Genomic DNA, 25,728 nt, shown 5'->3' on the forward strand with positions numbered 1-25,728 from the left:
CCGCCGGTGTCCGACACGCTGTCCGACGGCGGTCCGGGCGGGGGCTCCGACGCGGACGCGGCGCCGGCCGACGACGAGGGTCGTCGGTCTGGCGGCCGCGGCCGCCGCGGCGGGGCTCGCGGCGGCTCCCGCGGCTCGGGCGGCGGTGGGTTCGGCGACCGCTCCGGGCGCCGCACGGCGAGCGGGCCGCAGTGGAGCTCCCGGTCCGCCGACCCCGACGCCCCGGCGGCGGAGATGGAGGACCCGGAGTCCGTCGCCAAGGGCATCTGCCTGCGCGCGCTCACCGGCACCGCGAAGACGCGCAAGCAGCTGGCCGAGCTGCTGGCCAAGAGGGACGTCCCGGCTGAGGTGGCCGATGCCGTGCTCGACCGGTTCGCCGAGGTCGGGCTGATCGACGACGCCGCGTTCGCGGCCGCCTGGGTCTCCACCCGGCAGTCCGGCCGCGGGCTGGCCCGCCGGGCGCTCGCCTCCGAGCTGCGGGCCAAGGGCGTCGACGGCGAGGTGGCCGCGGCGGCCGTCGCCGAGGTCGACCCGCAGGACGAGTGGGACTCCGCCCGCCGGCTGGTCGAACGCAAGATGCCGTCGATGCAGCGGCTGGACCGGGTGACCGCCGAGCGCCGTCTGATGGGCATGCTGGCCCGGAAGGGCTACGGCGGTGGGCTGGCCGGCTACGTCGTCCGCGAGGCGCTGGACGGCGCCGGTGCGGCCGAGGACGCCGCCGCGGAGGCCGAGGACCCGGCGCTGGATGCCGGCCCGCCCGAGGACGCACCGGTCTGGACGCCGGCACGGTCCGCTGCCCGAGCCGCCGCACGTGCCGCCGCAGCTCCCGAGGAGCTGGACGAGGCCGGGGTGGGGGTCGAGGTGGGGGAGGGGCGCGCCCGGCCGATCGGCGGGAGCCGCCAGGCCCCGCCGCACATCTGGGTCGACGACCTGCCCTGACCGGGCGGGTCGCCCACTGGCTCCGACCGCACCGGTCGGCGTGCCGCGCCCCACCGACAGATCAGCCGATGCGACGACGGTCGCATCGGCTGATGGTCGTGCCCGGGGCGATCGCGCCTCGCCCGGTCGGGCGGCGCCAGGCCGCCCGGGGTCCTGCAGGTCGTCCTCGCAGATCGTCCTCGCAGATCGTCCTCGCGGGCCGGCCCGTGCTGCCCCTCCCCGTGGCCGGGGCAGCGCCGTCCCGGGCCCGGCCGGCCACGAGGTGGCTCGGCGGGCCTCAGGCGACCACAGGACGGCTCAGCGGTTGAGCCAGGCGGTGATGTCGATGGCCACGCCGCCGGAGGCCTCCTCGTCGGGGGTCAGCCAGCGGCGGCTGCGCTCCTGGCCGGCGCCCAGCCACAGCTCGATGGCCGTGTCGAACTGCGACATGGTGATCTCCTTGCCGGCGATGGCGCTGGCCGGGCCCAGGAACGTCACGTCGGCCTCGTGGCCACCGGGGTAGAGCAGCACCACCCGGCAGCGGGCGCGGCGGTGCCGGGCAGGCGGCACGGCCTCGCGGACGATCGCGGACTCGGCACCGGCGGCGGCAGCGAAGCGGCGTGCGCTGGCGCGCAGCTTCCCGACGAAGATCTGGGTCGTCGTCTCCAGGTCGTTGTGCTCGGGGATGTCCAGGTGCATGTGGCGCGGCGCGGCAGCGGTGGAGGTCACGTCCCTACTCTCGGCAGGACCGGGCCGGGGGGTCATCGGCTAGATGTGCCAAGCCCTGCGCCTGACTCGGGCACTCCGCCCGCCGACGGGTGACCCAGGGGCCCGTGGGACGGCGGGGACGGGTGGAACCCCAGGCGTCCCACCGCGCAGGTGCGACGCGGGTCACGCCGGCGCCCCCGACGGGTGGACGCGGCACAGCGAACGGCCCCGGTGTCCAATGGACACCGAGGCCGTCAGCGGGGGCCCGCTGGAAGCGGGGAGGGGACTCAGGGACGCTGCGGCGCGTCCAGGGTCACCCCGGTGACCGCGGCGGAGTCCGCGGGCAGTTCCACCTTCGTCGTCCCGGCCGTCTTGGCGTTCTGGCTGGTGCGCTTCTCGATGTACTTCGCCAGCTGGGACAGCAGCACGTTGACCAGGATGTAGATCAGCCCGGCCGCGACGTAGAGCTGGAAGGTGTACCGCGGCCCGAAGCTGAAGTTCAGCGTCTCGACCAGGCTGCGGGAGGTCCGCAGCAGCTCCATGTAGCCGACGATGAAGCCCAGCGAGCTGTCCTTGAGCAGGACGACGAGCTGCGCCACCAGCACCGGCAGCATCCGGCGCACGGCCTGCGGTACCAGCACGAAGCTCATGACCTGCCACTTGCGCATGCCCAGCGCGTACGCCGACTCGCTCTGCCCGCGGTCGACCGACAGGATCCCGGCCCGGATGATCTCGGCGAGCACGGCCATGTTGTAGAGCGTGAGCCCGAGCGCCAGCGCGCCGAACGCGCTGAGCGAGAGGCCGACCTGGGGCAGGAACAGGAAGCAGAAGAGGATCAGCACCAGCAGCGGCACCGCGCGGAAGAACTCCACGACGGCCACCACCGGGACGCGCAGCCAGGCGTGCTCGGAGAGCCGGCCGACCGCGAGCAGGGCGCCCAGCACGGTGGCCGCCACCATGCCGACCGCGGCCACCTGGAGGGTGTTGACCAACGCCTCCAGCAGCCGCTGCGGCACGTTGGTGGCCGGGTCGAACAGGATGGCCCAGCGCTCGCCCTCGAGCTGCCCGTTGGCGCCCAGCCGCCACAGCGCCAGCCCGACCAGCAGCAGCACCAGCAGCACGCCCAGGGCGCTGCCGATCCGCTGACGGCGGCGGGCGCGGGGGCCGGGGAGGTCGAAGAGGACCCGGGGTCCGGTCATCGGGTGATCGCCAGTCGTCGCTCGAGGATGCCGATGAGCCACGCCGAGGTCAGCGTGATCACCAGGTAGGCCAGCACCACGGCGGCGAAGACCATGGCCAGCTGGTCGGCGTTGGCGTTGGCCAGCCGCTGCAGGACCGCGGTCAGGTCGGTGACGGCGAACCCGGCGGCGATAGAGGTGTTCTTCGCCAGCGCGATCCACACGTTGCCCAGCGGCGGGACGACGGTGCGGAACGCCTGCGGGAGGACCACCGTCGACAGCGACTGGCGGAAGTCCAGGCCCAGCGCCCGGGCCGCCTCGGCCTGACCGGAGGGGACGGCGTTGATGCCCGAGCGCACCGCCTCGCAGACGAAGGCGGCGGTGTACAGCGACAGCGCCGCGACCGCGGTCAGGAACCGGGTCGGGAACTGCAGGTCGATGTAGACGATCCCGAACGCCAGGAAGAAGAAGACCACCGTCAGCGGGGTGTTGCGGAAGGTCTCGACGTAGAAGGTGGCCAGCGCCCGCAGGGCGGGGATCGGGCTCACCCGCATCGCGGCGAGCACGGTGCCCAACACCAGCGCGACGATGCCGCTGACGACCGCCAGGCTGAGCGTGGTCAGGAACGCGTCGCGCAGCAGGTCGAAGTTGTCGGCCAGGAACGACATCGGGCCTCCTCTCGGGGAGTCGGGGTCGGAGGGGTCGGGTCACGCCACCCGCCGGCACCCGGGTGCGGGCGCCGGCGGGGGAGGCGTGGGGGTCAGTAGCGGTCGACCGTGGGCGGCTCGGGGGCCTCGGTGTCGGTGATGGCACCGGCGGTGGCGTCCCAGGCCTCGGCCCAGCTGCCGTCCTCGAACGACTCCTCGAGGACGTCGTTGATGAAGGTCCGGAAGTCGTCCTGGCCCTTGGGGACCCCGATGCCGTAGGGCTCCTCGGTGAACGGGTTGCCGACGAGCTCGAGCTCCTCCGGCGACCCGGCGACCAGGCCGGTGAGGATCACGTTGTCGGTGGTCACCGCCTGCACGTTGCCGTTGCGCAGGTCGTCGGCGCACTTGGAGTACACGTCGTAGAGGACCAGGCTGGCCTCGGGGTAGTTCGTCCGGATGTTCTCCGCGGGCGTGGAGCCCTCGACCGAGCAGACGGTCTTGCCGGCGAGGTCGTCGGGGCCCTGGATGTCCTCCGGGTTGCCGGCCGCGACCATGATGTCCTGGCCCGCCTCGTAGTACGGCCCGGCGAAGTCGATGACCTCCTTGCGCTTGTCGTTGATGGTGTACGTGGCCACCACCATGTCGACCTGGCCGTTCTGCAGGAAGGGCTCGCGGTTCGCCGACACCGTCTCGGTGAAGGTGATCTGGTCCTCGCTCAGCCCCATCTTGGCGGCGACCAGCTTGGCCATCTCCACGTCGAAGCCCTCGGGCTCGCCGGCGGTGTTGGCCAGGCCGAAGCCGGGCTGGTCGATCTTCGTGCCGACGCGCAGCTCACCGGCCTCGACGATGGCGGCCATCGTGCTACCGGGCTCGAACTCGACGTCGGTCTCGACCGCAGCGGTGGTGTCGGCCTCCTCGGTGGTCTCACCGGCGTCGCTGGAGCAGCCGGCCAGCACGACGCCGGCGGCCGCGAGGGCGGCGGCGTATCGGGTGATGCGCATGGGATGTCCTCTCGTGGGTGTGCGGTGGGTCAGTGGTTCAGGATCTTGGAGAGGAAGTCCTTGGCCCGGTCCGAGCTCGGCCGGGTGAAGAAGGTCTCCGGGTCGGCGGACTCGACGATCCGGCCGGCGTCCATGAACACGACCCGGTTGGCGGCCCGGCGGGCGAAGCCCATCTCGTGGGTGACCACGACCATCGTCATGCCGTCGCGGGCCAGCGCGGTCATCACGTCCAGGACCTCGTTGATCATCTCCGGGTCCAGTGCGGAGGTGGGCTCGTCGAAGAGCATCACCTTCGGGTCCATCGCCAGCGCGCGGGCGATCGCCACCCGCTGCTGCTGACCGCCGGACAGCTGGGCCGGCACCTTATCGGCCTGGGCGCTGACGCCCACCCGGTCCAGGAGCTCGCGGGCGCGCTTCTCGGCGTCCGCCTTCGACTGCCGCCGCACCTTGACGGGCCCGAGCATGACGTTCTCCAGCACCGTCTTGTGCGCAAAGAGGTTGAAGCTCTGGAACACCATGCCGACGTCGCTGCGCAGCCGGGCCAGCTCCTTGCCCTCGTCGGGCAGCCGCTGGCCGTCGATGGTGATCTCACCCTGCTCGATGGACTCGAGCCGGTTGATGGTGCGGCACAGCGTCGACTTGCCCGAGCCCGAGGGCCCGATGACGACGACGACCTCGCCGCGGTCGATCGACAGGTCGATGTCCTGCAGCACGTGCAGTTCGCCGAACCACTTGTTGACGCCGCTGAGGCGGACGAGAGGCTCTCCGGTCACAGACGGGGACCCTAGGTGCGCCAGCGGTCCCCGACGAAGCCCGGCGATCACGAAGCTGTAACGAACCTGCCGGTCAGCCCAGAGTTTCCGGTGCGGGTGTCGTCCCGGTCACCGTCCGGTGGCGGGCCGCCGACCCGCCGGGGCCGCCGCAACGGGGTCCGTACGATCAGGTGGTGGACGGCAGGACCTATCTCGTGCGCACCTACGGCTGCCAGATGAACGTGCACGACTCCGAGCGCCTCTCCGGGCTGCTCGAGTCGGCCGGTTACACGGCGGCCCCCGAGGGCACCGACGCGGACGTCGTCGTGCTCAACACCTGCGCCGTCCGGGAGAACGCCGACAACCGGCTGTACGGCAACCTCGGCCACCTGCGGCCGGTCAAGGCCGCCCACCCGGGCATGCAGATCGCGGTCGGCGGCTGCCTGGCCCAGAAGGACCGCGGCGAGATCGTCGAGCGCGCGCCCTGGGTCGACGTCGTCTTCGGCACCCACAACGTCGGCTCGCTGCCGGCCCTGCTCGACCGGGCCCGGCACAACGCCGAGGCGCAGGTGGAGATCGTCGAGTCGCTGGAGGTCTTCCCCTCCACGCTGCCGGCGAAGCGGGACAGCGCCCACTCCGGCTGGGTGTCCATCAGCGTGGGGTGCAACAACACCTGCACGTTCTGCATCGTCCCGGCGCTGCGCGGCAAGGAGAAGGACCGCCGTCCGGGTGAGATCCTGGCCGAGGTGCAGGCGCTGGTCGACCAGGGCGTGCTGGAGGTGACCCTGCTCGGGCAGAACGTGAACGCCTACGGCGTCGAGTTCCGCGAGCGCGGCGCGTTCGCCGACCTGCTGCGCGCCGCCGGCCGGATCGACGGGCTGGAGCGGATCCGGTTCACCAGCCCGCACCCGCGCGAGTTCACCGACGACGTCATCGACGCGATGGCCGAGACCCCGGCGGTCTGCCACCAGCTGCACATGCCGCTGCAGTCCGGCTCCGACGACGTCCTGCGCCGGATGCGCCGCGGGTACCGCCGGGACCGCTACCTCGGGATCATCGACCGGGTGCGGGCCGCGATGCCCGACGCCGCGATCACCACCGACGTCATCGTGGGCTTCCCCGGGGAGACCGAGCAGGACTTCGCCGACACCCTGGACGTCGTGCGGCAGGCCCGGTTCGCCAGCGCCTTCACCTTCCAGTACTCCAAGCGCCCGGGCACGCCGGCCGCCGACATGGACGGCCAGCTGCCCAAGGCGGTCGTCCAGGAGCGCTACCTGCGGCTGACCGCGCTGCAGGACGAGATCAGCTGGGCGGAGAACACCGCGCTCGTCGGCCACCGGGTCGAGCTGCTCGTCGCCGCCGGCGAGGGCAGCAAGGACGCCGCCCGCGGCCGGCTCTCCGGGCGGGCCCGCGACGGCCGGCTGGTGCACTTCACCGCGGCCGAGGGCATCCGCCCCGGTGACGTGGTGGAGACGATCGTTACCGCCGCGAAGCCGCACTTCCTCGTCGCCGACGGCGAGCTGGTGGCCCGCCGCCGCACCCGGGCCGGGGACGCGGCCGAGGCCGGCACCCGCCCGACCACCCCCGGCGTGCTGCTGGGCATGCCCGTCGTCGGCGCCCCGGCGCCGCTGCCCGCGGCCGTCCCCGCCTGCAGCTGAGGCACGACGGGCCCCCGACCTGCCGGTCGGGGGCCCGTCGTCGTGTCCTGCGTCAGCGGCGGGAGGAGGACTTCTCCGCCTCGGCCAGCCACTCGCGGCGGGTCGCCAGGTTGGCCTCGGCCTCACGGACCCGCTTGGCGTCGCCGGCCGCCTGCGCCTTGGCCAGCTGCTCCTCTGCCTTGGTCACCGCGGCCCGCATCGAGGTGAGCAGCGGGTTCTCCGGCTGGACCCGCGGCCGGGCGGACTCGGCGACCCCGCGGAACTTCTCCTCCACGGTGCGCATCCGGTCCTCCAGCTCGCGCATGGCGCCGCGCGGCACGTGGCCGATGGCGTCGTAGCGCTCCTGCAGCTTGCGCAGCTGGGTCTGCGAGGCGCGGTTGCCCGGGTCGAGCGCCTCCGCCTCGACCAGGATCTCCTCCTTGGCCTTCTGGTTGGACAGCTCGTCGGAGCTGCGCGCCTGGTCGGAGGCGGTGCGGGCGGCGAAGAAGACGTCCTGGGCGGCCCGGAACTTCTTCCACAGGTCGTCGTCGGTGTCCCGGCCGACGCGCGGCACGGCCTTCCAGCGGTCCATGAGCGAGCGCATGGCCGCGCTGGTCGGACCCCACTCGGTGGACGACGACAGCCGCTCGGCCTCGGCGATCAGCTCGCTCTTGGCGCCGCGGGCCTCCGAGCGCTGCTTGTCCAGCTCGGCGAAGTGCGCGCCGCGGCGACGGCCGAAGGCGTCCCGGGCGGCCGCGAAGCGCTGCCACAGCGCCTCGTCGGTCTTCCGGTCGATGCCCTTGATCGTCTTCCACTCCTCGACGATGGCCTTGAGCCGGTCGCCGGCGGCCTTCCACTGCGTGGACTCGGCGGCGATCTGCTCGGCCTCGGCGGCGAGCTCCTCCTTGCGGGCGACCTGGCCGGCGCGGGCCTTGGCCTTCTCCGCCCGGTTCGCCGCGACCGCGGTCTCGGCCATGCTGACCATCGCCCGGGCCCGCAGCGCGAGGTGGTCGAGGTCGCCGACCGCGGCGGCGGTGAGGATCTGGTCGGCCAGCTCCTCGGCCTTGGTCTTGATCTCGCCGGGGTTGCCGGTGTGCGCGGCCAGCCGGGCCTCGAGCAGGGCGACCTCGGTGGCGAGGTCGTCGAACCGGCGGCCGTAGTGGGCCAGGCCCTCGGCGGGCTCGCCGGCCTGCCAGGAGCCGACCGGGCGCTCGCCGGCGGCGGTGCGGACGTAGACCGTGCCCTCCTCGTCGACCCGGCCCCACTCGGTCGGGTCGGAGGCCGGGACCACCGGGACGACGTCGGCGGCACCGGGGTGCGGGTCGGCCGGGACGGCGTTGCGGGCCGGCCGCTGCTTGCCCGGGCGCGGCTTGCCCGGGCGGGGGCGCGGGGTCGCGACGGCGGTGAGCTCGCCGACGGACTCGGGGACGGTGTCGGTCAGCGCGGCCGGCGTGGCGTCGGCGGCCGGGCTGGCGTCGGCGGCCGGGCTGGCGTCGTCGGCCGTCGCCGGGGCGGCGGGCACCTCCGCGGCGGGGGCGTCCGGCACGGTCGTCGCGTCCGCGGCCGGCTCGGCCTCGGAAGGCACGGCCTCGGAAGGCACGGCCGCGGCGGCGGGGGCCTCGGAGGCGGTGCTGTCGGAGGCGGTGCTGTCGGAGGCGGTGCTGTCGGCGGCGGTGCTGTCGGCGGCGGGCGCCTCGGTGGCGGGTGCCTCGGTGGCGGTGCTGTCGGCGGTGGGGGCCTGGTCGGCCGGGGCGGGCTCGCCGGCCGCGTCCGCACTCGGGTCGGCGGCGGGAGCGTCGTCCGCGGGGGCGGCGGCGCCGGTCGTCAGGCTGGAGAAGTCACCCGCCGCCGCGGCGGCGGCCAGCGCAGCAGCCTCCTGGGGCGTGGCAGGGGCCGCGGGCTCCGGCGTCGTCCCGTCCGTGCTCTCCGCGCTCGGCGCATCGCTGGTCACCCCCTGCGGCGAGTCCTCCTCGGGGGTGGTGGCGGCCTGCTGCGCCCGGTCTCCGGTGTTCTCCGTGCTCGACACGCCAGCAGTCTCCCACGCGCCATCGGCGACACTGCCTGGCGTGAGACCTCCCCGGCCGGTCACGGTGGCCTTCTGCCCGCAGCCGCCGCTGCTGCTGCCCGCGGTGTCCGGTGCGCCGGGCACCGCGCTGTCGCTCGTGCGGGCCGCGGTGGCCGCCGCCGTGCAGGCGGTCCTGGCCGACCGGCCGGACGTGGTGGTGGTGGTCGGCGACGGCGTGGACGGCGTCCGGTTCGGCCCGGGTGACGCCGGTGACCTGCGCGGCTTCGGCGTCGACCTGGAGCTGCCGTTCGCCGGCCGGGTGCGCCCGGGCGGGCGGCGGGTGCCGCTCCCGCACCTGGTGGCGGCCTGGCTGCTGGACCAGGCCGGGTACCTCGGCACCCGGCTCGGCGTGGGCCCGGACGACCTGGCGTGCGCGCTGGACGACGTCCCCGGCGGGGTCGGCGTGCTGGCCATGGGCGACGGGTCGGCCCGCCGCACCGAGAAGGCCCCGGGGGCGCTCGACCCGGCCGCCGGCCCGTTCGACGCCGCGGTGGCTCGGGCCCTGGCCGCCGGGGACGCCGGCGCCCTGGCCGCCCTCGACCCCGCGGAGGGCCGCCGGCTGCTCGCCGCCGGCGTGCCGGTGTGGCGCGCGGTGGGGGCCGCGCTCGCCGCGCGGCCGGTCGAGGCGCGCCTCCTCTGCGACGACGCGCCCTTCGGCGTCGGCTACCTGGTCGCCACCTGGCGGACCCGTTGAGCGGACTGCCGCCGGTCGTGGCCGTCGTCGGCCCCACGGCCACCGGCAAGACCGCGCTGGCCGTCGCGCTGGCCCGGCGGATCGGCGGCGAGGTGGTGAACGCCGACTCGATGCAGCTCTACCGCGGCATGGACATCGGCACGGCCAAGCCCACCGAGGCCGAGCGGGACGGCGTGCCGCACCACCTGCTGGACCTGTGGGACGTCCGGGAGCCGGCCTCGGTCGCCGAGTACCGGCAGCGGGCCCGTGCCGAGGTCGACCGGCTGCGCGCCGCCGGCGTCGTCCCGCTGCTGGTGGGCGGGTCCGGGCTGTACGTGCGGGCGGTGCTGGACGAGCTGGACTTCCCGGGCACCGACGCCGCCCTGCGGGCCCGGCTCACCGCCGAGCTGGACGCGACCGGTCCGGCTGCGCTGCACGACCGGCTGGCCGCGCTGGACCCCGCCGCCGCCGCGTCCATCCTGCCCAGCAACGGACGACGGGTGGTCCGGGCGCTGGAGGTGATCGAGCTGACCGGCGGGCCGTTCACCGCCCGGCTGCCGGACCCGGCGCCGCACTACCCGGCGGTGACCGTGGGCCTGGACCGCGCGGTCGGTGAGCTCGACGAGCGGGTGGCCCGGCGGGTCGACGCGATGTGGGCCGCCGGCTTCGTCGACGAGGTGGCCGCCCTGGACGCCGCCGGGCTGCGCGAGGGGCCGACTGCCTCCCGGGCGCTGGGCTACGCGCAGGTGCTGCAGCAGTTCGACGGCACGCTCAGCGCCGCCGAGGCCCGGGAGCGGACGGTGACGACCACCCGCCGGTTCGTCCGCCGGCAGCGCTCCTGGTTCCGCCGCGACGCCGCCACCTCCTGGTTCGACGCGGGCCGCGCCGACCTGCTGGAGGCGGTGGTCGCCGCGCTCGCCGACCGTACGATCGGCCGGTGATCGACAGCGCGAGCCCGCGGGTGCTCCTGGGCCACGGCACGGAGAACGACTTCGTCGTCCTGCCCGACCCCGACGGCGAGGTGTGGCCGGGGTCCCGGCTGGACGCCGAGCTGGTGCGCCGGCTCTGCGACCGCCGGGCCGGGCTCGGCGGCGACGGCGTGCTCCGTGTCGTCCGCAGCGAGCACGTGCCCGACGCCCCCGCCGTGCTGGGCGGGGCGCTGGCGGACTGCGAGTGGTTCATGGACCACCGCAACGCCGACGGGTCGCTCGCGGAGATGTGCGGCAACGGCATCCGGCTGTACCTGCACGTGCTGCTGGCCGAGGGCCTGCTGGACCGGGCGACCGCCGAGGCCGGCGTGCTGGTCGGCACCCGGGGCGGGCCCCGCCGGGTCGGTGCCCGCCCGGACGGCGGCTACTGGGCCGACATGGGCGCGGCCGTGCCGCTGGGGCCGGGGGAGGCCCGGGTCTCCGGCGTGACCTACCCGGGGCTGGGCGTCTCGATGGGCAACCCGCACCTGGCCTGCCTCACCGACGTCGAGGTCGACACGCTGGACCTGTCGGTGCTGCCCGGCGTCGACGCGGGCATGTTCCCCGACGGCGTCAACGTGGAGCTGGTCAACGTGCTGGCCGCGGAGGACGCGCCGGCCGGCGCCTCGGCGCACGTCCGGCTGCGGGTCTACGAGCGCGGGGTGGGGGAGACCCGGTCCTGCGGCACCGGCGCCTGCGCCGCCGCCTACGCCGCGCTGCAGGCCGGCGGCCGGACCGCCGGGACCGTCGCGGTGGACGTCCCGGGCGGCCGGCTGTCGGTGGAGTTCGACGGGACGACGACGGTGCTGTCCGGGCCTGCGGTCGTCGTCGCCACCGGCGTCCTCACCGGGGAGTGGCTGGCCGGCTGACCGCTCAGGGCCGGTCGGGCTCGTCGGCGCGCGTCTCCGGCTCGTCGGTCGGGGCCTCGGGCTTGTCGCCCGGTCCCACGTTGCCGGTGCCGCGGGGCGCGCGCTGGCCGGTGTCCTGGTCCGCGCCGCCGAAGAGGTTGCGCGGCGGGTCCAGCCCGGCGGGGTCGCGGCCCGGGTCCTCGAGCTCGCCGTCGGCGTTGCGAACGGGGTCGGTCATCGTCGTCCTCCCTGGGTGGGGTGCGTCCTCCCGGCCCTACCCGCCGGCCGCCGGGGCAACCGGGTCGGCGTCGGGCACCCGGCCGCCGTCCCACTCGTCGGGGAGGTCGCGCATGCCCAGCAGTGGGGAGAAGACCACCGGCAGGGCGGCCAGCAGCGCCCCGCCGACCGCGATCGACAGCGCCGGGACCAGGCCGAGCCAGGTGCCCAGCACGCCGCCCAGCAGGGCGCCGACCGGCATCGTGCCGAACACGATGAACCGGACCGAGGCGTTCATCCGGCCGAGCAGGCGCGGCGGGCACAGCCGCTGCCGGAAGCTGACCTGGGTGACGTTGTAGGCCACGATCGCCCAGCTCACCCCCGCGGTGCCCAGGACCAGCAGCGGCACCGCCGGGCCGACGGCGGCCAGCGGGACGAGCGCGGCGAACGGGACCATGGTCAGCGCGGCCAGCGGGATCGCCCGTCCCTCGCCCACCCAGCGGGCGAAGCGCGCGGCGGTGGCCGCGCCCAGCAGCCCGCCGGCCGCGCCCGCCGACAGCACCAGGCCCAGCGTGCTCTCCGACAGGCCCAGCTCGCGCAGCGCGAAGAGCACCAGCAGCGTGCTGGTCAGCGAGCCGAAGAGGTTGCCGGTGCCGGTGCAGGCCACGATCCGCCGCAGCAGCGGGTGCCGGACGACGAAGGACAGCCCCTCGCCGATCTCGGTCCGCAGCGGCCGGCGGGTCGCCGGGTCCGGCACGACGTCGGGCGTGCGGATCCGGCCGATGAACCAGGCGGACACCAGGAAGGAGACCGCGTCGGCGACCACCAGCAGCGGGGCACCCACCACCCGGAGGGCGACGCCGGTGAGCCCGGGCCCGGCCACCTGCGCGACCGCCCGGCTGGCCTCGAGCTTGCCGTTGCCGTCGACGAGCTGGTCCCGGTCGACGAGGGCGGGCAGGTAGCTCTGGTAGGCGACGTCGAAGAAGACCGTGGCGGCCCCGGTCACCGCAGCGACGACGTACAGCTGGCCGAGGGTGAGCAGGTCCAGCAGGTGGGCCACCGGGAGGGTGGCCAGCGCGGCGGCCCGGACCAGGTCGGCGGTGACGAGCACCCGCCTGCGGCGCCAGCGGTCGACCCAGGCGCCGGCGGGCAGCCCGATCAGCAGGAACGCGGCGGTCTCCAGCGCGGTGAGCACGCCCATCTGCAGCGGGGTCGCCGACAGCACCGTCACCGCCAGGACCGGCAGCGCCAGCAGCGTCACCTGGGTGCCGACCTGGCTGACGGTCTCGGCGGCCCAGAGCTGGCGGAAGTCGCGGTGCCGCAGCAGGCTCCGGTCGGCGCTCACCGGGTCAGCGTGGACCGACTGATCGGGAAGTGTCAATCACTCACCGCGGGTCGCCCGTAGGCTGGCCGCATGACCGGCCCCGAGGGCGTGCCGCGGGTCGCCGGGGAGCGACGTCCGGCCACCGACGCGGAGGCCCGCGCGCTCGCCTCCGCCGTCCGGCTGCGGATCCTGCGGCTGTGCCTGGACGGGGCGCTGACCAACAAGGAGCTCGCCGCCCGGCTGGACCGGAACCCGGCCACCGTGCTGCACCACGTGCGCACCCTGCTCGACACCGGCTTCCTGGTCGCCGAGCCGGACCGGCGGGGGGCGCGGGGAGCCCGGGAGGTGCCCTACCGGGCCACCGGGAAGAGCTGGCTGATGGAGGGCGCCGGTGGCCCCGCCGCCGGGCGCGACCCAGCGCTGGCCGCCTTCCTGGAGGAGGTGGGCGCGGTGGGGGAGCAGCGGCTGGAGAGCACCCGGCTGGGGCTGCGGCTCACCCCGGCGCACAAGGCCGAGCTCGAGTCGCGGCTGCACGACCTGCTCGACGAGTTCGCCCGCCGTCCGGCCGATCCCGACGGCGAGAAGTGGTCGGTCTACCTCGGGATGCACCCGGAGGTCTGAGGCGCGTCAGCGGGCGCGTTCATCAAGAGGCGCAGGTAGTCGATGAGGACGCCCGCCGCGGTCTGTGCCGGAGGGGTTGCGGCCCAGCCGGCCGAGCTGACGGCGGCCGCTGCCGTGGTCACGGTCTCCCGACAGTCCCCGACCGCGGTCCCTGGTCGGCTGTGGGCGAGCGGTCCTGCGTCGGGGACGTCGAGCGCTGCGGCTGCCGGCATGGCGGGCGGCGCGGCCAGCTCGCCCCGTGACGTGGTGGCGACCGGGGCCGGATCGGCGTCCCGCCGTCCCGGCCCCTGGCCCAGGGCATGGCTCAGGACGACGCCCTCGGCCGAGACGAGGAAGAACTCCCGGCCGTCGGGCGACGTGAACAACCGACCGCCGGGGACTGCGGCCACGATCCAACTCCCTCCGGCAGCGCCGTTCACGACGGTGACGGGTGCGCTCGAGGGGCTGGTACCGCTGCCGTTGGCAGCCGTCACGGTGAAGGACGGGGACGTACCTGGCGCCACCCTGAACAACACGGCCGAACTGTCGGCCGGTGCGGTCACGGACGACCCCGTCGCGGACATCGACACGGTGAAGCGGGTGACGGGGGAGCCGCCGTCGGTGGGAGGGGGTTGCCACGACACCACGACCCAGACGTCGAGACGACGGGCCGTGACGCCCGTGGGCGCGGCCGGTGCGACGGCAGGCGGGAAGGCTCGACGTAGGTCCGTCAGCGTGACACCTCCGCCCGAGGTGAGGCTCCCAGCTGACATCCAGGTGACCCGGGTGATGGGGAGTGCAGCGGCCTGGGCGACCACTCGGTCGAGCGCCGCCTGACCGCCCCCTCCCGTGTTCTCCCCGCTGATGGGCAGCCCGTGCTGCGCGGCAAGGCGAGCTAGGTGGTCGGCCGGCGACTCGTCCCGGGCAGAGCTCCCGTAGCTGGGCGCGTCCAACCACGTCGTCACCAGGGTGATGTCGAGTCCTGTCGCGGCCAGCGCCGCTGTCTGGCGCGCCCAGTCCAGGCCAGGTCCGACTTCTGCGACCACGCGACCGGGCGACCCGGTGACCGCCAGTGCGTCGATGGCCGTCTGGGTATCACCTGGGCGCATGCCCCACCCAGGCATCAGGACGTCCAGGGGGGTGCCGGGGAAGGAGTCGGCCACCGTACGGGCGAGCCACACCTCGAAGTCGGCGAGCGACCCGAGGTAGAAGTCGACCCAGGCGGCCGCATCCGAAGGGGTGCCGGTGCCGGGCGACCATCCGGAGACCGGGGATGCGGCCCGGGCGCGCGGGTCGAAGCCCCACATCGAGTCGCTGTGCCCTGCCGAGGTCGGTGGAGGCAGCCGGACCTCCCCGGACAGGAGCCCTCCCACTCGGACGGAGACGAACGGGATCCCCGTGAAGTCGGTTGCCACCTGGCGCACGTAGGCGGCTTCGGCCTGCCGGGCGAGGGGCTCCCACACGGCGTTCAGCACGTCCGTGCCCGTGTCCCCGTGCCATGCCGTGCCGTACTGGTCGACGAAACGGGTCGCGGACGAGAGGTCGAAGGCCCATGCCGGGGGGTACTGGACGCCGAGGTCCAGGACGACGCCCAGACCGGCTGACCGGAACGCCTCGGCGGTGCGTACCTGGCGCGCCACGTAGTCCCGATCGGTCGTTCCCGGTGCGGGCTGGTAGGCGTCCCATCCCAGCTCGAGCGTCACCATGTCGATGCCGGCTGCACGGTAGACCGAGGCCTTCGAGACGTCCGGCTGCAGCAGTGAGAGCCGCACGGGAGCGATGGTCCCGCCGCCGGAGTCCGCCGTGGCCGTGGTCGTGAGCAGAGCGCTGACCAGGGCGCTGACCAGGGCGAGGAGCGCGCCCAGGCGGAGGCGTCGCCGCCCAGCGGCGGTCAGTCGGTGCAGCACGTCAACGACATCGGCATCGTGGGTCGACACCTTGAGACGACGCCCGATCTCGCCATGCGCAGTGCCTCACGACCGACCGGTCCTCAGCGGGTGGCTCCCTGGACGTCGAGGAGGACGAGGCGGCCCAACGTCGGTACCTCTCGTTCGAACACGGGATCCCCGATCCGCTCGACGTCGGCGAGGAAGCCGGGCCGCGCCGAACCGTACCCGCGCTGGACGAGCGCTTCCGCCACCAACACGTACTGCACCTGGTTCTCGCGCAGTTCGGCCAGGGACGTCCAGTTGCCGACGTCGTAGTCCGGCAGGGTGAACTGCGCCGTCTCCTCGGTCACCGAGATCCGACTGCCGTCCGGGACCTCGTCGTCCAGGAAGTCGCGTAGCTGCGCATATCCGTCATCGGTGCGCTGGTGCAGGACGACCCAGCTCAGGCCGTTGGCCACCACCATGGCCGTCAGCAGCACCGCGAACGCGCGCGCGGGGTTCGGCCCGCTCGTCCGGGACGCGGAGGTCCTGGTGGTCGCGATGACGCACAGGCAGAGGGCGGTCGGCGCCACCACCATGTAGAAGGCCTGCTCCTCCAGGGTGCCGAGGAGCACCGCGTAGGCGACGTAGGTGTAGGAACTCGCCGCCCAGGCGACCGCCACCACTCGTGCGGGTTCGGCTGCCCGGACGCCGAGCAGGACGGTGCTGCGCGACCAGTACCGAGCCGAGGCCCAGCCCCGCACCACCAGGACGCCCAGCGTCACTCCGCCCGCGGCCAGGAGGAGGTACGTGCCCGCGAACTGTTCGACGAGTTCCGTGATGCGACTGGCGAGGCTCGGGCTCCCGGGGGCGTTGAACCCGGTCTCCTGACTGACGCCGATCAGGCGCGAGAAGCCGCTCGTCTTGGCCGTCCACCACAGCGACAGTTCGTCGCGGGCAGCGAGGGAGCCCAGGTAGGTCGCGTAGACGGCCACCGTGGTCACCATGGCAGGGACGAGGACCCGGCGGCCGGGTGGTGCGCCGACGAGGGCCATCACGGCGACCGGCAGTGCCGTGATGAGCGCGTAGGGCTCTTTGGTCAGGATGGCGCCGGCCATCAGCACCCCGGCAGCGATCCCTTGCCGACGCGCGCCCTGGGACGACCGTGGGGCACGCGCGAGCACGAGCACCGCTCCTGTCGTCAGGACCATCGCCTGGCTCTCGAGCAGGAAGCGGCTGTCGAACTTGACCAGGAACGGGTCGAGAGCCAGCGCGACGCCGATGAGCAGCGGGATGGCCTTCCGGTCCGTCAGCCGGCGTAGCACGAGGACCGTGAGGGCGACCGTGATCGAGCCGAGGACGGCGTTGACCGGTCGGAGTGCCATGGCGACCTGGTCGAGACGCTCGTCGGCGAGTTGGCCCCGGAAGGCCAGCCCCGTGCTCACGAACCAACCGGGCGGGTGGAGGAAGAACAACTCGCCGTGCAGCAGGACTCCGCGGCCCTCACTCACACTCTGTGTCAGCGCGGCGTAGGTCACCTCGTCCAGGAAGAGCTCGTAGGTCCGGCTGATGCCGAGGAGCCGAGCCACCAGCGCCACCGCGAAGAGACCGATGGCGAGAAGTGCCGTGACAGCCGCCTGACGCCGCTGAGGAGCCCCAGGGACGACGTCCGCCGGTGCGGCATCGACGCCCGTGGTCGCAGCGACCGGCCAGACCATCCGCGGTCGCGCTCGATGGCGGCGTCGAGGGGTCGGAGCCTGCTCAACCACGCGACCCGCGCATGGCCGTCAGGTAGGCGCGCGCCTGCTGCGCGGCGATACCGTCCCAGCCGTACGCGCGCGCGTGGCCGGGCCCGTGCTCGGCTGCCGCAGCCGCGAGCTCGTCGTCTCCGTAGCTGTCGACCAACGCCTGGGCCAACGCCGATGCCGTCATCTCCGGGACCGTCCGACTCACCTCGGGCGGCAGCACCTCGCGCAGACACGGGATGTCGAATGCCACCACGGGTGTGCCGCAAGCGAGCGCTTCGATCGCGACCATGCCGAAGGTCTCGTAGCGCGAGGGCATGACGACGAGTCGAGCGGCGGCCATGGCCCGGTACTTGTCGTCGCCGGACAGCCATCCCAGGAACCGGACGTGGTCCTGGAGCCCCAGGCTGATGACCTCACTTCGGACCCGACCTGCATCCGGGCCGTCGCCGGCGAGCAGCAGTCGGGCGCCGGTCGCCCCGCGTGCGGCAGCCCACGCTCGCACGAGCAGGTCCAGGCCCTTGTGCTCCATGTCGAACCGGCCGACGAAGAGCACGTCGTGGCCGAGCCCCGGTCGAGCGACCCGGTATGCGGCGGAGTCGACCCCGTTGGGGATCACCGTGGTGAGCAGGGAGCCGTTCCGCGCGCGCAGCTCGTCGGCGATCCCCTGGGACACCGCGATCGCCTGCGAGTGAGCGGCAACACCCGCACGCTCGACCGCGGCCAGCGGGAGGTGGTAACGCCGCTGCTTGTCCTTCGCGTTGAGCCACTGGACCAGGGCGAGCGTCGGATGGCGGGTGTACCGGGGTAGTCCGAGACTGGAGAACGGGGCGAAGAAGTCCTCGATGACGAGATCGGCCGAGACGCGACGGGCGGTCACGGGCAGGCTGAGCGTGTAGCCCAGCCAGCGGGTGAACTTGGTCCTCCCGCGTCCGAGTCCGATGTGCACGAAGCGCACACCTTCCTCGCTCCGCGGCGTGCACCCCGGCCAGCGCTGGCAGTACAAGGTGATGTCGAACTGGTCGGCCAGCCGTCGTGACACCTCCCAGGTCCGCGTCGCGCCGCCACCGGCCCCCGGCATACGAGGGTCCTCGAACGCGAAGTGGGCAACGCGAGGGCGGCTCTCCGGCGCGGACGTGACCGCAGCGGGCACCGGGAGCATCCGCCGGACGACGAGGACCGCCAACGCCCCGCCCACCACGATCCAGGCGACGACCGACGTGCGTGCCACGACGACGGCGGCGGCGGTCAGCAGCGTGGCCGTGACAGCGAGACGGGTCCTCCTCGCGGTGCCGGTCGAGGACCGGATGACCGACGGACCTACAGCCGCGACCGACACCGCCGCCGTCCCCGCCGCGACCCCGGTGAAGCCGGCGAGTCCCCAGCCGACGATGGTGCTCGCCACGGTCAGCACCAGCGTGACGAGCAGGTGGAGCACGGCCCGGCGACGCGAGCGGCTGGCCAGCTCGATGAAGGCGACGACAGCAAGCGCTCCCCAGGCGAGGCCCGTCAGGCCCAGCAGGACCGTCGTGAGGGCGGGCAGTTCGACCTCGCCCGGACTGACGAGCGCGATGACGGCCGGCGGGAGCCCCGCGACGACGATGGCGGCGGGCACGGCGAGCCGGCAGTACTCGGCCAGGGCAGTCGGGAGGACCTCGTCTCGAGCGTGCGCCGCGGAACGGATGCGGGGGTAGTGCACCACCACGGTCGCAGTGGCCACGTACACCGGGGCCCGGCTGATCGTGGAGAGCAACTGGTACACCGCACCCTCGCCGGTACCTGGGCCGAGGACCGACACGAGCAGGACGTCGACCACGGCCAACAGCGAGATCAGGACCTGGATGCTCGCCACCGCGGCCAGGTCGCGCCGGGCGAGTCGCCTCCGGACGCTCCGCTGCGTCAGCCCGAGGTCACCCCGCTGGGACGCGAAGCCGACGACCGTCACCACGAGGCTGCCGACGACCCACCCCAGGACTGCGCCCGTCGAACCAAGACCCAGGCCCACAGCGGCAGCGGACGCCACCACCCGGACCGCAGCCTCGAGCAAGGTCAGCACCACGAAGGTCCGGATGCGCCCGCGCCCTTGCAGCAGCCCCCACAGCGGTGCGACGGCGAAGAAGCCGAGAGTCGCCAGGCCGGTGGCCAAGGCCCCCTCGACGGGGAGGAAGGTGCAGGCGACGGCGCTCACGACCACGGCCGTCGCTGTGCCGAGTCGCAGCGACGTCACGATCGAACCGGCCACCAGCTCGCCACGCTGGGCCGCGCTCAACCCAGGTTCTCGGAGCGCTCGCGACAACGGCAGGGGGACCAGCGCAGCCGATGCCGTGCCGACGACGGTCAGGAGAGCCTGGGCTCCCGCGAAGACGGTGAACGCCGATGGTGCGAGCAGATGGAGGAGGACGAGCCCGCAGACGTAGCTCAACGCCCCCACGGTGACGGCCGAGAGCGTGAGGAGCGTGGTGTCCGTGCCTGCCGGTGTCGCCGTCCCGTCAGCGTCTCGGGCGACCGTGTCCGGTCGGCCGGGCGACGGCGGGGGGACATCCGTCGCCAGGGTGCGGTGCCCGTGGATCGACCCCACGTCACTGCTCGGCATCGGTCGTCGTACGCGGCCTCGCGCCGGGCCCCGCGAGCAGGTCGAGGTCGCCGGCCAGCCGGATGCTCAACACCCGTCCCCCTCGAGCCTCCACGAGGGTCGCCGCGTCCATCTCGTCGCAGCCGTGGAGGAGAGCCGTGATGACGCCGGCGTCGTCGACCGAGGTCTCGTCGGACGGTCGGAACGATGCGGCCAGTTGGAGGGGGCCGCGGAACCGCACCACCGTGCCGAGCTCGCTACGGGCTCGGCGAACGGCTCGGCCGGACGGAGTCCGACGCTGGATCTCGTCCGCGACCACCCCGGCGAGTCGCTCCGCGCTGCGATCCCAGGAGAACGAGTCCGCCCACCGGCGACATGCGTCGACGATCTGGGCGGCTCGCCTGTCGTCGCTGAGCTGTTCGAGGGCGCGGATGATGTTGCGGTCCAGTGGCTCGTCCTCCGGCTGGAGCCAGCCGGTGGTCCCGTCGAGCACGGAGTCGCGCACCCCAGGCACGGCGAAGCCGACGCAAGGGACGCCGAACCTCGCCGCCTCGATGACGGAGATGCCCCAGCCCTCGCCGTGTGACGCCATGACGGTGAGCCATGAGCTCGCGAGCAGGTCGTCGCGCACGTGGTCGGGCTGCCGCCCGTGGAGGGTGACGACGGGATCCAGGTCCAGGCGCGACACCAGTCGGCTGAGATGGGGGAGTTCCGGGCCGTCACCGACCACGTGCACCCGCAAGGCGGGGAATCTCTCCAGGACTGCGGGCACGGCCTCGATCAGTCGATCGACCCGCTTGTGCGGGACCAGGCGACTGACCACGGTGATGGTCGGGTCAGGATCACGTGGGCCGCTGAGCCGGGGACCCGGCTCACTGCCGTTGGGGACGACGTACACGTCCCCCCGGATGCCCAACCGACGCCGGAGCTCCTGTCGGGTCGAAGGCGACACCGCAACGGTCGCGTGCCGGTAGACGGCGCGGCTCAGATCCGCCTCGAGCCACCTGCCGACGGCCGCTCCGACTTTGCCGAACCGCAGGGCGAACTGGTCCTGGTGGACGTGGTGGACGACCTGGACCGTGGGCGTACGACCAGCGAAGAGGGGCGCGAAGAACGGGATGCCGTTCTGGCAGTCGACGATGGCATCGAAGCGATGGGCGCTGCGCGCGATGCGGAGTGCAGCCCGGGCGTAGAGGCTGAACTCCCCGCCGGCCCTCAGGACCGTGACGCCGTCCAACACCTCTCTGGCAGGCAGTCCAGCCGGACGAGAGGTCAGCCAGGTGACTCCCAGACCGGCGGTCGCCCAGCGCCGAGCGATCTCGAACGCATAGCGTTCGGCACCGCCGGCCGCGGGATGGCGCGGATCGCGCCAGTTCAGCAGGAGGACCTGACGTCCCAGCAGGGATGCCGGTAGTGCGGTCATGCTGCCTTTCGGTAAAGGCGGACGACGTCGCTGAACGTGGGAAGGCCGTGGCGCAGGACGTTGAACGTGGACCCCGGCGCGTCGGACCACTCGACCGGCAGTTCGGCGATCGACCCACCCTCGCGGCGGATGCTGCGCAGCAGGTCCACGTCGAAGGCGAAGCCGGTGCTGGTGCACCGCCGTACAGCGCGCTGCGCGAGTTCGCGCTCAAAGAACTTGAAGCCGCACTGGGTGTCCCGGACGCCCGGCACCAGCGGCCGCGCCAGTCCACGGAAGGCGCTGCCCCCGAGTCGGCGACGCGCTGGCTGCGGAGTGGCGATGCGGGAGTCCGGGAGGTGTCGGGAGCCGATCACGGCCCCGATGCCGGACTGGATCAGCACCATGGCGGACGGAACGAGCGTCAGCGGCGTCGCGAGGTCGGCGTCACAGAAGCCGACGACCGATGCATCGCTGTGCAGGATGCCGCGCCGAAGCGCCTCTCCCTTGCCCGGCCGAGCGCATCCGATCACCGTCATCCGGACGTTGTCCGGCATGGCGATCCGACGAGCGGCCTCCGCCGTCCCGTCACTGCTGCCGTTGTCGACGACGACGATGCGCGAGGTCCACGACTGTTCGGCGAGGAAACCGGCCACCTGCTGGAGCGTTGCCGGCAGTCGTCCAGCCTCGTTGTAAGCGGGGATCACCAGGTCCAGCGACGTGTGTGCGGCCCGGCGAGCGCGGTCCAGTGAGGTCCGGAGTTGCGTCCTCGGGTGGGGCACGTCGAGGACCTTCGAGTCCGCGTGGGCGCCGGGCCTCGGCTTGGTGAGAGATGCACTCGAGCCGTCGAGGACAGACGAATTCACTGTGGAGGAACCCCCGTTCCGAGCCCGCGCCTAACGCGCCGAGCTGCTGTCGGAACAGTGGTTGAGGACGGAAACATCAGCAATCAACGATCTATACACACTTCGGCACACAGAGTCAGGACAGGCGCATGGGAACGGTTGTGACGACTGCCTGTGCGAGGACTCACAGTCGAGCCGTCGTCCGGTCCCCGCATTCGAAGATCCACTCCGTGCTAGCTGCCGAGACGGGATGCACCCGGAGGTCTGAGGTGTTGTACCGGGCGATGACAACAGGCCGCACCACAAGTCAGTCGCCCTCCTCGCGAGGGCGTGCCACGCTGGAGACGATGACGACAGCCCAGAACCGCGCGATCCTCGACGAGGCCGAAGCCCGGGTGGACAAGGCGGCGCGTGCGCGCGCCAAGGACCCGACGCCCTCGGCGGCCACCCCGTGGGAGGCCCCGGACGACTCCACCGGCTCCTACATCAAGGAGGAGCGCGGCGCGCTGCGCCGGGTCGCCGGGCTGTCCACCGAGCTCACCGACGTCACCGAGGTCGAGTACCGCCAGCTGCGGCTGGAGCGGGTCGTCCTGGTCGGCGTCTGGACCGAGGGCACGATGGCCGACGCCCAGCGCTCGCTGGCCGAGCTCGCCGCCCTCGCCGAGACCGCTGGCTCCCAGGTCCTGGACGCGCTGATGCAGCGCCGGGACAAGCCGGACCCGGCCACCTACGTCGGCTCGGGCAAGGCCGCCGAGCTGCGCGACGTCGTCGCGGCCACCGGCGCCGACACCGTGATCTGCGACGGGGAGCTCGCGCCGGGCCAGCTCAACCAGCTGGAGAAGATCCTCAAGGTCAAGGTGGTCGACCGGACCGCGCTGATCCTGGACATCTTCGCCCAGCACGCCACCAGCCGGGAGGGCAAGGCCCAGGTCGAGCTGGCCCAGATGCAGTACATGCTGCCGCGGCTGCGCGGCTGGGGTGAGTCGCTGAGCCGGCAGGCCGGTGGCCGCGTCGCCGGCGGTGGCGGCATCGGTACCCGTGGTCCGGGTGAGACGAAGATCGAGACCGACCGTCGCCGGATCCGCGCCCGGGTGAGCAAGCTGCGCAAGGAGATCGCCGGCATGGCGACCGCCCGCACCACGCAGCGCAACTCCCGCGACCGCAACGCCACGCCCAGCGTGGCCATCGCCGGGTACACCAACGCCGGCAAGTCCAGCCTGCTCAACCAGCTCACCGACGCCGGGGTGCTGGTGCAGGACTCGCTGTTCGCCACCCTGGACCCGACGGTCCGCCGCGCGGAGACCCCGGACGGCCGGGAGTACACGGTGACCGACACCGTCGGCTTCGTGCGCCACCTGCCGCACCAGCTGGTCGACGCCTTCCGGTCCACGCTGGAGGAGGTCGCCGCCGCCGACCTGCTGCTGCACGTCGTCGACGGCTCCGACCCCGACCCGCTGGGCCAGATCGACGCGGTCCGGGTCGTGCTCAACGAGATCGACGCGACCGCCGTCCCCGAGCTCATCGTGGTCAACAAGGTCGACGCGATGAGCGAGGACGACGTGCTCGCGCTCCGCCAGGCCCTCCCCGGCGCCGCCTGGGTCTCCGCCCGCACCGGTGCCGGCATCGAGGCGCTGCGCGACGTCATCACCGCCCGCCTGCCGCACCCGCACGTGGACGTCGAGGTCCTCGTGCCCTACGACCGGGGCGACCTGGTGGCGCGCGTGCACCGGGACGGCGAGATCGTCGAGGAGCGGCACGAGGCCACGGGCACCCGCCTGACGGCACGGGTCGAGCCGGACCTGGCGGCGCTGCTCGAGGGCTACGCCGCTCCGGTCGCGGGAGCCTGAAGAAGGACCCCGCTGCCCCCCACGACTCGCACGCTCGTCGCGGGCCCCTGCAGCGGGGCCGAAGGGGCCGGGGGTCGGTGATGGTCACGGGCCGGTCACGGTCCCGGTACCGTGACGCGGTGAGCAGGAGCGACGTGGCGCCGACGGCGGGGCCCGCCGGTGGCGCGCCCGAGGGCCGGGTCATCGGCATCGGCCGGCCGCCCTGGTGGGTCCTCCTGCTGTCCCTGCTCGTCACGGTCGCGGTCACCGTCGACCTGCTCAACGACGGCTGGCTCGAGTCCCTCGACGTCGCGGTCTCCGACGTCGTCAAGGGCTGGGGACTGCGCGACTCCGGCGCCTACTGGCTGCTGTGGGCGTTCACCCAGGCCGGCGGTCGCGGGTTCATCCTCATCGTGCTGGCCGGGCTGGTGACCTGGCTGGCGGTCCGGCAGCGCACCGTCGTCCCGCTGGTCCGCGTGCTGGTGGCGCTGGTCCTGCTCACCGCGGTGGTCTACGGCTTCAAGTACGGCACCGGCCGCACGGCGCCGGCCTACCCCGGCTCGTACTTCCACCGGGACGGCGCCAGCTACCCCTCCGGCCACGTCGCCAACGCCGTGCTGATGTGGGGCGTCGCGCGCTGGCAGGCCGTGGAGTTCGGGCTGCCGGCCTGGGCGCAGCGGACCGCGTGGCTGCTCAGCGTGCTGGGGCCCCTGTCGACGGGAGTGGCCATGGTGGCGCTGGACTTCCACTGGGTCACCGATGCCGTGGTCGGACTGGCCGTGGGCCTGCTGTTGTTGGGCGTGGTTCATGCGCTGGACGCGGTGCTGGTGTCACGCTGGGTCCGTGCCAGAGCGGGCCGATCGCACGCCTGACCGCGCCGGACGCCGATCCTGGGCGGTCGGCGCGGCCCTCTCCGCGCCCCTCGGGCTGCTGCTGACGGTGCTCCCGGCCGGGGTCGCCGGCGCCGAGGGCGTCGAGGCCACCGGGTACGGCGCACCGAGCACCCGCTGCGAGGTCACCGACCCGCGGCTGCCGGAGCTCTCCGGCCTCGTCGGTGCCGGCGACGCGATGCTCGCCATGAACGACGGGGGAGCCCGGGCGGAGGTCTTCGTGCTCGACGGGGCGTGCGCGGTCGGGGACGTCCGCGCGGCCGACGTCGACCCCTACGACCCCGAGGACCTGGCGCTGGGCGCCGACGGCACCATCTGGCTGGCCGACACCGGGGACAACAACCACACCCGGGAGACCGTCGCGCTGATCGGGCTGCGGGCCGACGGCAGCAGCACGCTCACCCGGCTCACCTACCCCGACGGCCCGCACGACGCCGAGGCGCTGCTGATGGCCCCGGACGGCACCCCGTACGTGGTGACCAAGGAGGTGCTGGGCGCCAGCTCCGTCTACCGGCCCGACGCGCCGCTCGCCGACGGGGCCACCGTGCCGATGAGCCGGGTGGTGGAGCTCGGGTTCACCCTCACCGGCACGCCGGGTGGCCCGGTCGGCCGCGCCGGACAGCTGCTGGTCACCGGTGGGGCGGTCTCCGGCGACGGCCAGCGGATCGCCCTGCGCACCTACACCGACGCCTACGTCTGGCCGCTGACCGGCTCGGACGTGGCCGGTGCGCTCGCCGGTGCACCGGTGCGGGTCGCGCTGCCGGAGTCGCCGCAGGGGGAGGCGATTGCCTTCGCGTCGAACCACCGCGACCTGCTGGTGGCCAGCGAGGGGCTGCCCACGGCGGTCACGCTGGTCCCCGCGGCCGGTGAGATCGCGCCGGCCGCCTCCACCGCGCCGGCCGACGGTGCCGCCGCGGCTGCGGGGACCCTCTCCCACGAGGTGGCCCCGTTGACGGCGGGGCTGATCGCCGCGCTGGTGGCCACCGCGCTGGTGTGGATCGGCGGCAGGATCCGCCGGCGGCGCCAGGGCTGAGGACCGACCCCGCTG

Annotated in this window: 22 protein-coding genes; 9 read left to right on the top strand and 13 right to left on the bottom strand. The window is 73.7% G+C overall.

Annotated elements, in window-relative coordinates; genetic code table 11:
- Nucleotides 1–6: 6 nt before the first annotated feature.
- Nucleotides 7–939 carry a regulatory protein RecX gene (locus HL054_RS21065; protein ID WP_369141075.1) on the top strand — a complete coding sequence of 311 codons (933 nt, stop codon included), beginning with the start codon at nt 7–9 and terminating at the stop codon, nt 937–939.
- A gap of 297 nt (nt 940–1,236) precedes the next feature.
- Here the strand turns inward: HL054_RS21065 and HL054_RS21070 are convergent, their stop codons facing one another.
- The 5 genes from HL054_RS21070 to HL054_RS21090 all read right to left on the bottom strand — a co-directional run bounded on the left by HL054_RS21070 (nt 1,237) and on the right by HL054_RS21090 (nt 5,225).
- Nucleotides 1,237–1,647 carry a hypothetical protein gene (locus tag HL054_RS21070; RefSeq protein ID WP_369141076.1) on the bottom strand — a complete coding sequence of 137 codons (411 nt, stop codon included), beginning with the start codon at nt 1,645–1,647 and terminating at the stop codon, nt 1,237–1,239.
- A 266-nt stretch (nt 1,648–1,913) separates the two neighbouring features.
- Complete coding sequence (locus HL054_RS21075) at nt 1,914–2,825, bottom strand: amino acid ABC transporter permease (RefSeq protein WP_369141077.1); 912 nt, start codon at nt 2,823–2,825, stop codon at nt 1,914–1,916.
- Nucleotides 2,822–3,472 (bottom strand): amino acid ABC transporter permease, encoded by a 651-nt coding sequence (locus HL054_RS21080; protein ID WP_369141078.1) that lies wholly within the window; start codon nt 3,470–3,472, stop codon nt 2,822–2,824. The genes HL054_RS21075 and HL054_RS21080 overlap by 4 nt, the downstream gene beginning before the upstream one ends.
- Before the next feature lie 92 nt (nt 3,473–3,564).
- Nucleotides 3,565–4,452 carry a glutamate ABC transporter substrate-binding protein gene (locus HL054_RS21085; RefSeq protein ID WP_369141079.1) on the bottom strand — a complete coding sequence of 296 codons (888 nt, stop codon included), beginning with the start codon at nt 4,450–4,452 and terminating at the stop codon, nt 3,565–3,567.
- Nucleotides 4,453–4,481: 29 nt separating this feature from the next.
- The gene (locus HL054_RS21090; protein WP_369141080.1) at nt 4,482–5,225 is read right to left on the bottom strand and encodes an amino acid ABC transporter ATP-binding protein; all 744 of its coding nucleotides are present in this window, start codon (nt 5,223–5,225) and stop codon (nt 4,482–4,484) included.
- Nucleotides 5,226–5,398: 173 nt separating this feature from the next.
- On the opposite strand from HL054_RS21090, the gene miaB reads away from it, so the two are divergent.
- Entirely contained in the window at nt 5,399–6,862 is a 1,464-nt protein-coding gene (miaB, locus tag HL054_RS21095) for a tRNA (N6-isopentenyl adenosine(37)-C2)-methylthiotransferase MiaB (RefSeq protein ID WP_369141081.1), read from the top strand.
- Nucleotides 6,863–6,914: 52 nt separating this feature from the next.
- On the opposite strand, the gene HL054_RS21100 is transcribed toward miaB, so the two are convergent.
- Nucleotides 6,915–8,867, bottom strand: a complete 1,953-nt coding sequence (locus tag HL054_RS21100) for a DUF349 domain-containing protein (protein ID WP_369141082.1) — start codon at nt 8,865–8,867, stop codon at nt 6,915–6,917.
- Between the two features lie 40 nt (nt 8,868–8,907).
- On the opposite strand from HL054_RS21100, the gene HL054_RS21105 reads away from it, so the two are divergent.
- From HL054_RS21105 to dapF, 3 genes are read left to right on the top strand one after another with little or no spacing between them, the layout of a single operon-like run.
- The gene (locus tag HL054_RS21105) at nt 8,908–9,600 is read left to right on the top strand and encodes a hypothetical protein (RefSeq protein WP_369141083.1); all 693 of its coding nucleotides are present in this window, start codon (nt 8,908–8,910) and stop codon (nt 9,598–9,600) included.
- Nucleotides 9,597–10,520, top strand: coding sequence for a tRNA (adenosine(37)-N6)-dimethylallyltransferase MiaA (gene miaA, locus HL054_RS21110; protein WP_369141084.1), 924 nt, complete (start codon nt 9,597–9,599; stop codon nt 10,518–10,520). The genes HL054_RS21105 and miaA overlap by 4 nt, the downstream gene beginning before the upstream one ends.
- The gene (gene dapF, locus HL054_RS21115; protein ID WP_369141085.1) at nt 10,517–11,416 is read left to right on the top strand and encodes a diaminopimelate epimerase; all 900 of its coding nucleotides are present in this window, start codon (nt 10,517–10,519) and stop codon (nt 11,414–11,416) included. The genes miaA and dapF overlap by 4 nt, the downstream gene beginning before the upstream one ends.
- Nucleotides 11,417–11,420: 4 nt before the next feature.
- On the opposite strand, the gene HL054_RS21120 is transcribed toward dapF, so the two are convergent.
- Together HL054_RS21120 and HL054_RS21125 are read right to left on the bottom strand one after the other, a co-directional pair.
- Complete coding sequence (locus HL054_RS21120) at nt 11,421–11,633, bottom strand: hypothetical protein (protein ID WP_369141086.1); 213 nt, start codon at nt 11,631–11,633, stop codon at nt 11,421–11,423.
- Nucleotides 11,634–11,669: 36 nt separating this feature from the next.
- On the bottom strand, nt 11,670–12,956 hold the full coding sequence (locus tag HL054_RS21125) for an MFS transporter (RefSeq protein WP_369141087.1): 1,287 nt from the start codon (nt 12,954–12,956) through the stop codon (nt 11,670–11,672).
- A 69-nt stretch (nt 12,957–13,025) separates the two neighbouring features.
- On the opposite strand from HL054_RS21125, the gene HL054_RS21130 reads away from it, so the two are divergent.
- The gene (locus tag HL054_RS21130) at nt 13,026–13,556 is read left to right on the top strand and encodes an ArsR/SmtB family transcription factor (RefSeq protein WP_369141088.1); all 531 of its coding nucleotides are present in this window, start codon (nt 13,026–13,028) and stop codon (nt 13,554–13,556) included.
- Here the strand turns inward: HL054_RS21130 and HL054_RS21135 are convergent.
- The 5 genes from HL054_RS21135 to HL054_RS21155 all read right to left on the bottom strand — a co-directional run bounded on the left by HL054_RS21135 (nt 13,529) and on the right by HL054_RS21155 (nt 21,985).
- The gene (locus HL054_RS21135) at nt 13,529–15,472 is read right to left on the bottom strand and encodes a fibronectin type III domain-containing protein (protein ID WP_369141090.1); all 1,944 of its coding nucleotides are present in this window, start codon (nt 15,470–15,472) and stop codon (nt 13,529–13,531) included. The two genes, HL054_RS21130 and HL054_RS21135, sit on opposite strands and share 28 nt — an antisense overlap.
- Before the next feature lie 53 nt (nt 15,473–15,525).
- Nucleotides 15,526–17,121 (bottom strand): ArnT family glycosyltransferase, encoded by a 1,596-nt coding sequence (locus tag HL054_RS21140; RefSeq protein ID WP_369141091.1) that lies wholly within the window; start codon nt 17,119–17,121, stop codon nt 15,526–15,528.
- A gap of 43 nt (nt 17,122–17,164) precedes the next feature.
- On the bottom strand, nt 17,165–19,570 hold the full coding sequence (locus HL054_RS21145) for a glycosyltransferase (protein WP_369141092.1): 2,406 nt from the start codon (nt 19,568–19,570) through the stop codon (nt 17,165–17,167).
- Nucleotides 19,571–19,727: 157 nt separating this feature from the next.
- Nucleotides 19,728–21,143, bottom strand: a complete 1,416-nt coding sequence (locus HL054_RS21150; RefSeq protein ID WP_369141093.1) for a glycosyltransferase family 4 protein — start codon at nt 21,141–21,143, stop codon at nt 19,728–19,730.
- A complete protein-coding gene (locus tag HL054_RS21155) occupies nt 21,140–21,985 on the bottom strand; it encodes a dolichyl-phosphate beta-glucosyltransferase (RefSeq protein WP_369141094.1) in 846 nt (281 codons plus the stop codon). The genes HL054_RS21150 and HL054_RS21155 overlap by 4 nt, the downstream gene beginning before the upstream one ends.
- A gap of 326 nt (nt 21,986–22,311) precedes the next feature.
- Between HL054_RS21155 and hflX the strand changes: the two genes are divergently transcribed.
- The 3 genes from hflX to HL054_RS21170 all read left to right on the top strand — a co-directional run bounded on the left by hflX (nt 22,312) and on the right by HL054_RS21170 (nt 25,713).
- A complete protein-coding gene (gene hflX / locus HL054_RS21160) occupies nt 22,312–23,811 on the top strand; it encodes a GTPase HflX (protein ID WP_369141095.1) in 1,500 nt (499 codons plus the stop codon).
- A 119-nt stretch (nt 23,812–23,930) separates the two neighbouring features.
- Nucleotides 23,931–24,662: a phosphatase PAP2 family protein gene (locus HL054_RS21165; RefSeq protein ID WP_369141096.1), complete on the top strand. Its 732-nt coding sequence runs from the start codon at nt 23,931–23,933 to the stop codon at nt 24,660–24,662.
- Nucleotides 24,634–25,713 carry a hypothetical protein gene (locus HL054_RS21170; protein ID WP_369141097.1) on the top strand — a complete coding sequence of 360 codons (1,080 nt, stop codon included), beginning with the start codon at nt 24,634–24,636 and terminating at the stop codon, nt 25,711–25,713. Before HL054_RS21165 ends, HL054_RS21170 begins: the two co-directional genes overlap by 29 nt.
- Nucleotides 25,714–25,728 lie beyond the last annotated feature (15 nt).

The sequence above is a fragment of the Modestobacter versicolor genome (assembly GCF_041028285.1).
Classification (GTDB): domain Bacteria; phylum Actinomycetota; class Actinomycetes; order Mycobacteriales; family Geodermatophilaceae; genus Modestobacter; species Modestobacter versicolor_A.

What these genes read in the sequence shown, in the direction of transcription:
- HL054_RS21140 (WP_369141091.1), bottom strand. Translation starts at nt 17,121, where the DNA reads ATGGTCTGGCCGGTCGCTGCGACCACGGGCGTCGATGCCGCACCGGCG.
- HL054_RS21130 (WP_369141088.1), top strand. Translation starts at nt 13,026, where the DNA reads ATGACCGGCCCCGAGGGCGTGCCGCGGGTCGCCGGGGAGCGACGTCCG.
- HL054_RS21080 (WP_369141078.1), bottom strand. Translation starts at nt 3,472, where the DNA reads ATGTCGTTCCTGGCCGACAACTTCGACCTGCTGCGCGACGCGTTCCTG.
- HL054_RS21075 (WP_369141077.1), bottom strand. Translation starts at nt 2,825, where the DNA reads ATGACCGGACCCCGGGTCCTCTTCGACCTCCCCGGCCCCCGCGCCCGC.
- HL054_RS21150 (WP_369141093.1), bottom strand. Translation starts at nt 21,143, where the DNA reads ATGACCGCACTACCGGCATCCCTGCTGGGACGTCAGGTCCTCCTGCTG.
- HL054_RS21085 (WP_369141079.1), bottom strand. Translation starts at nt 4,452, where the DNA reads ATGCGCATCACCCGATACGCCGCCGCCCTCGCGGCCGCCGGCGTCGTG.
- HL054_RS21120 (WP_369141086.1), bottom strand. Translation starts at nt 11,633, where the DNA reads ATGACCGACCCCGTTCGCAACGCCGACGGCGAGCTCGAGGACCCGGGC.
- hflX (WP_369141095.1), top strand. Translation starts at nt 22,312, where the DNA reads ATGACGACAGCCCAGAACCGCGCGATCCTCGACGAGGCCGAAGCCCGG.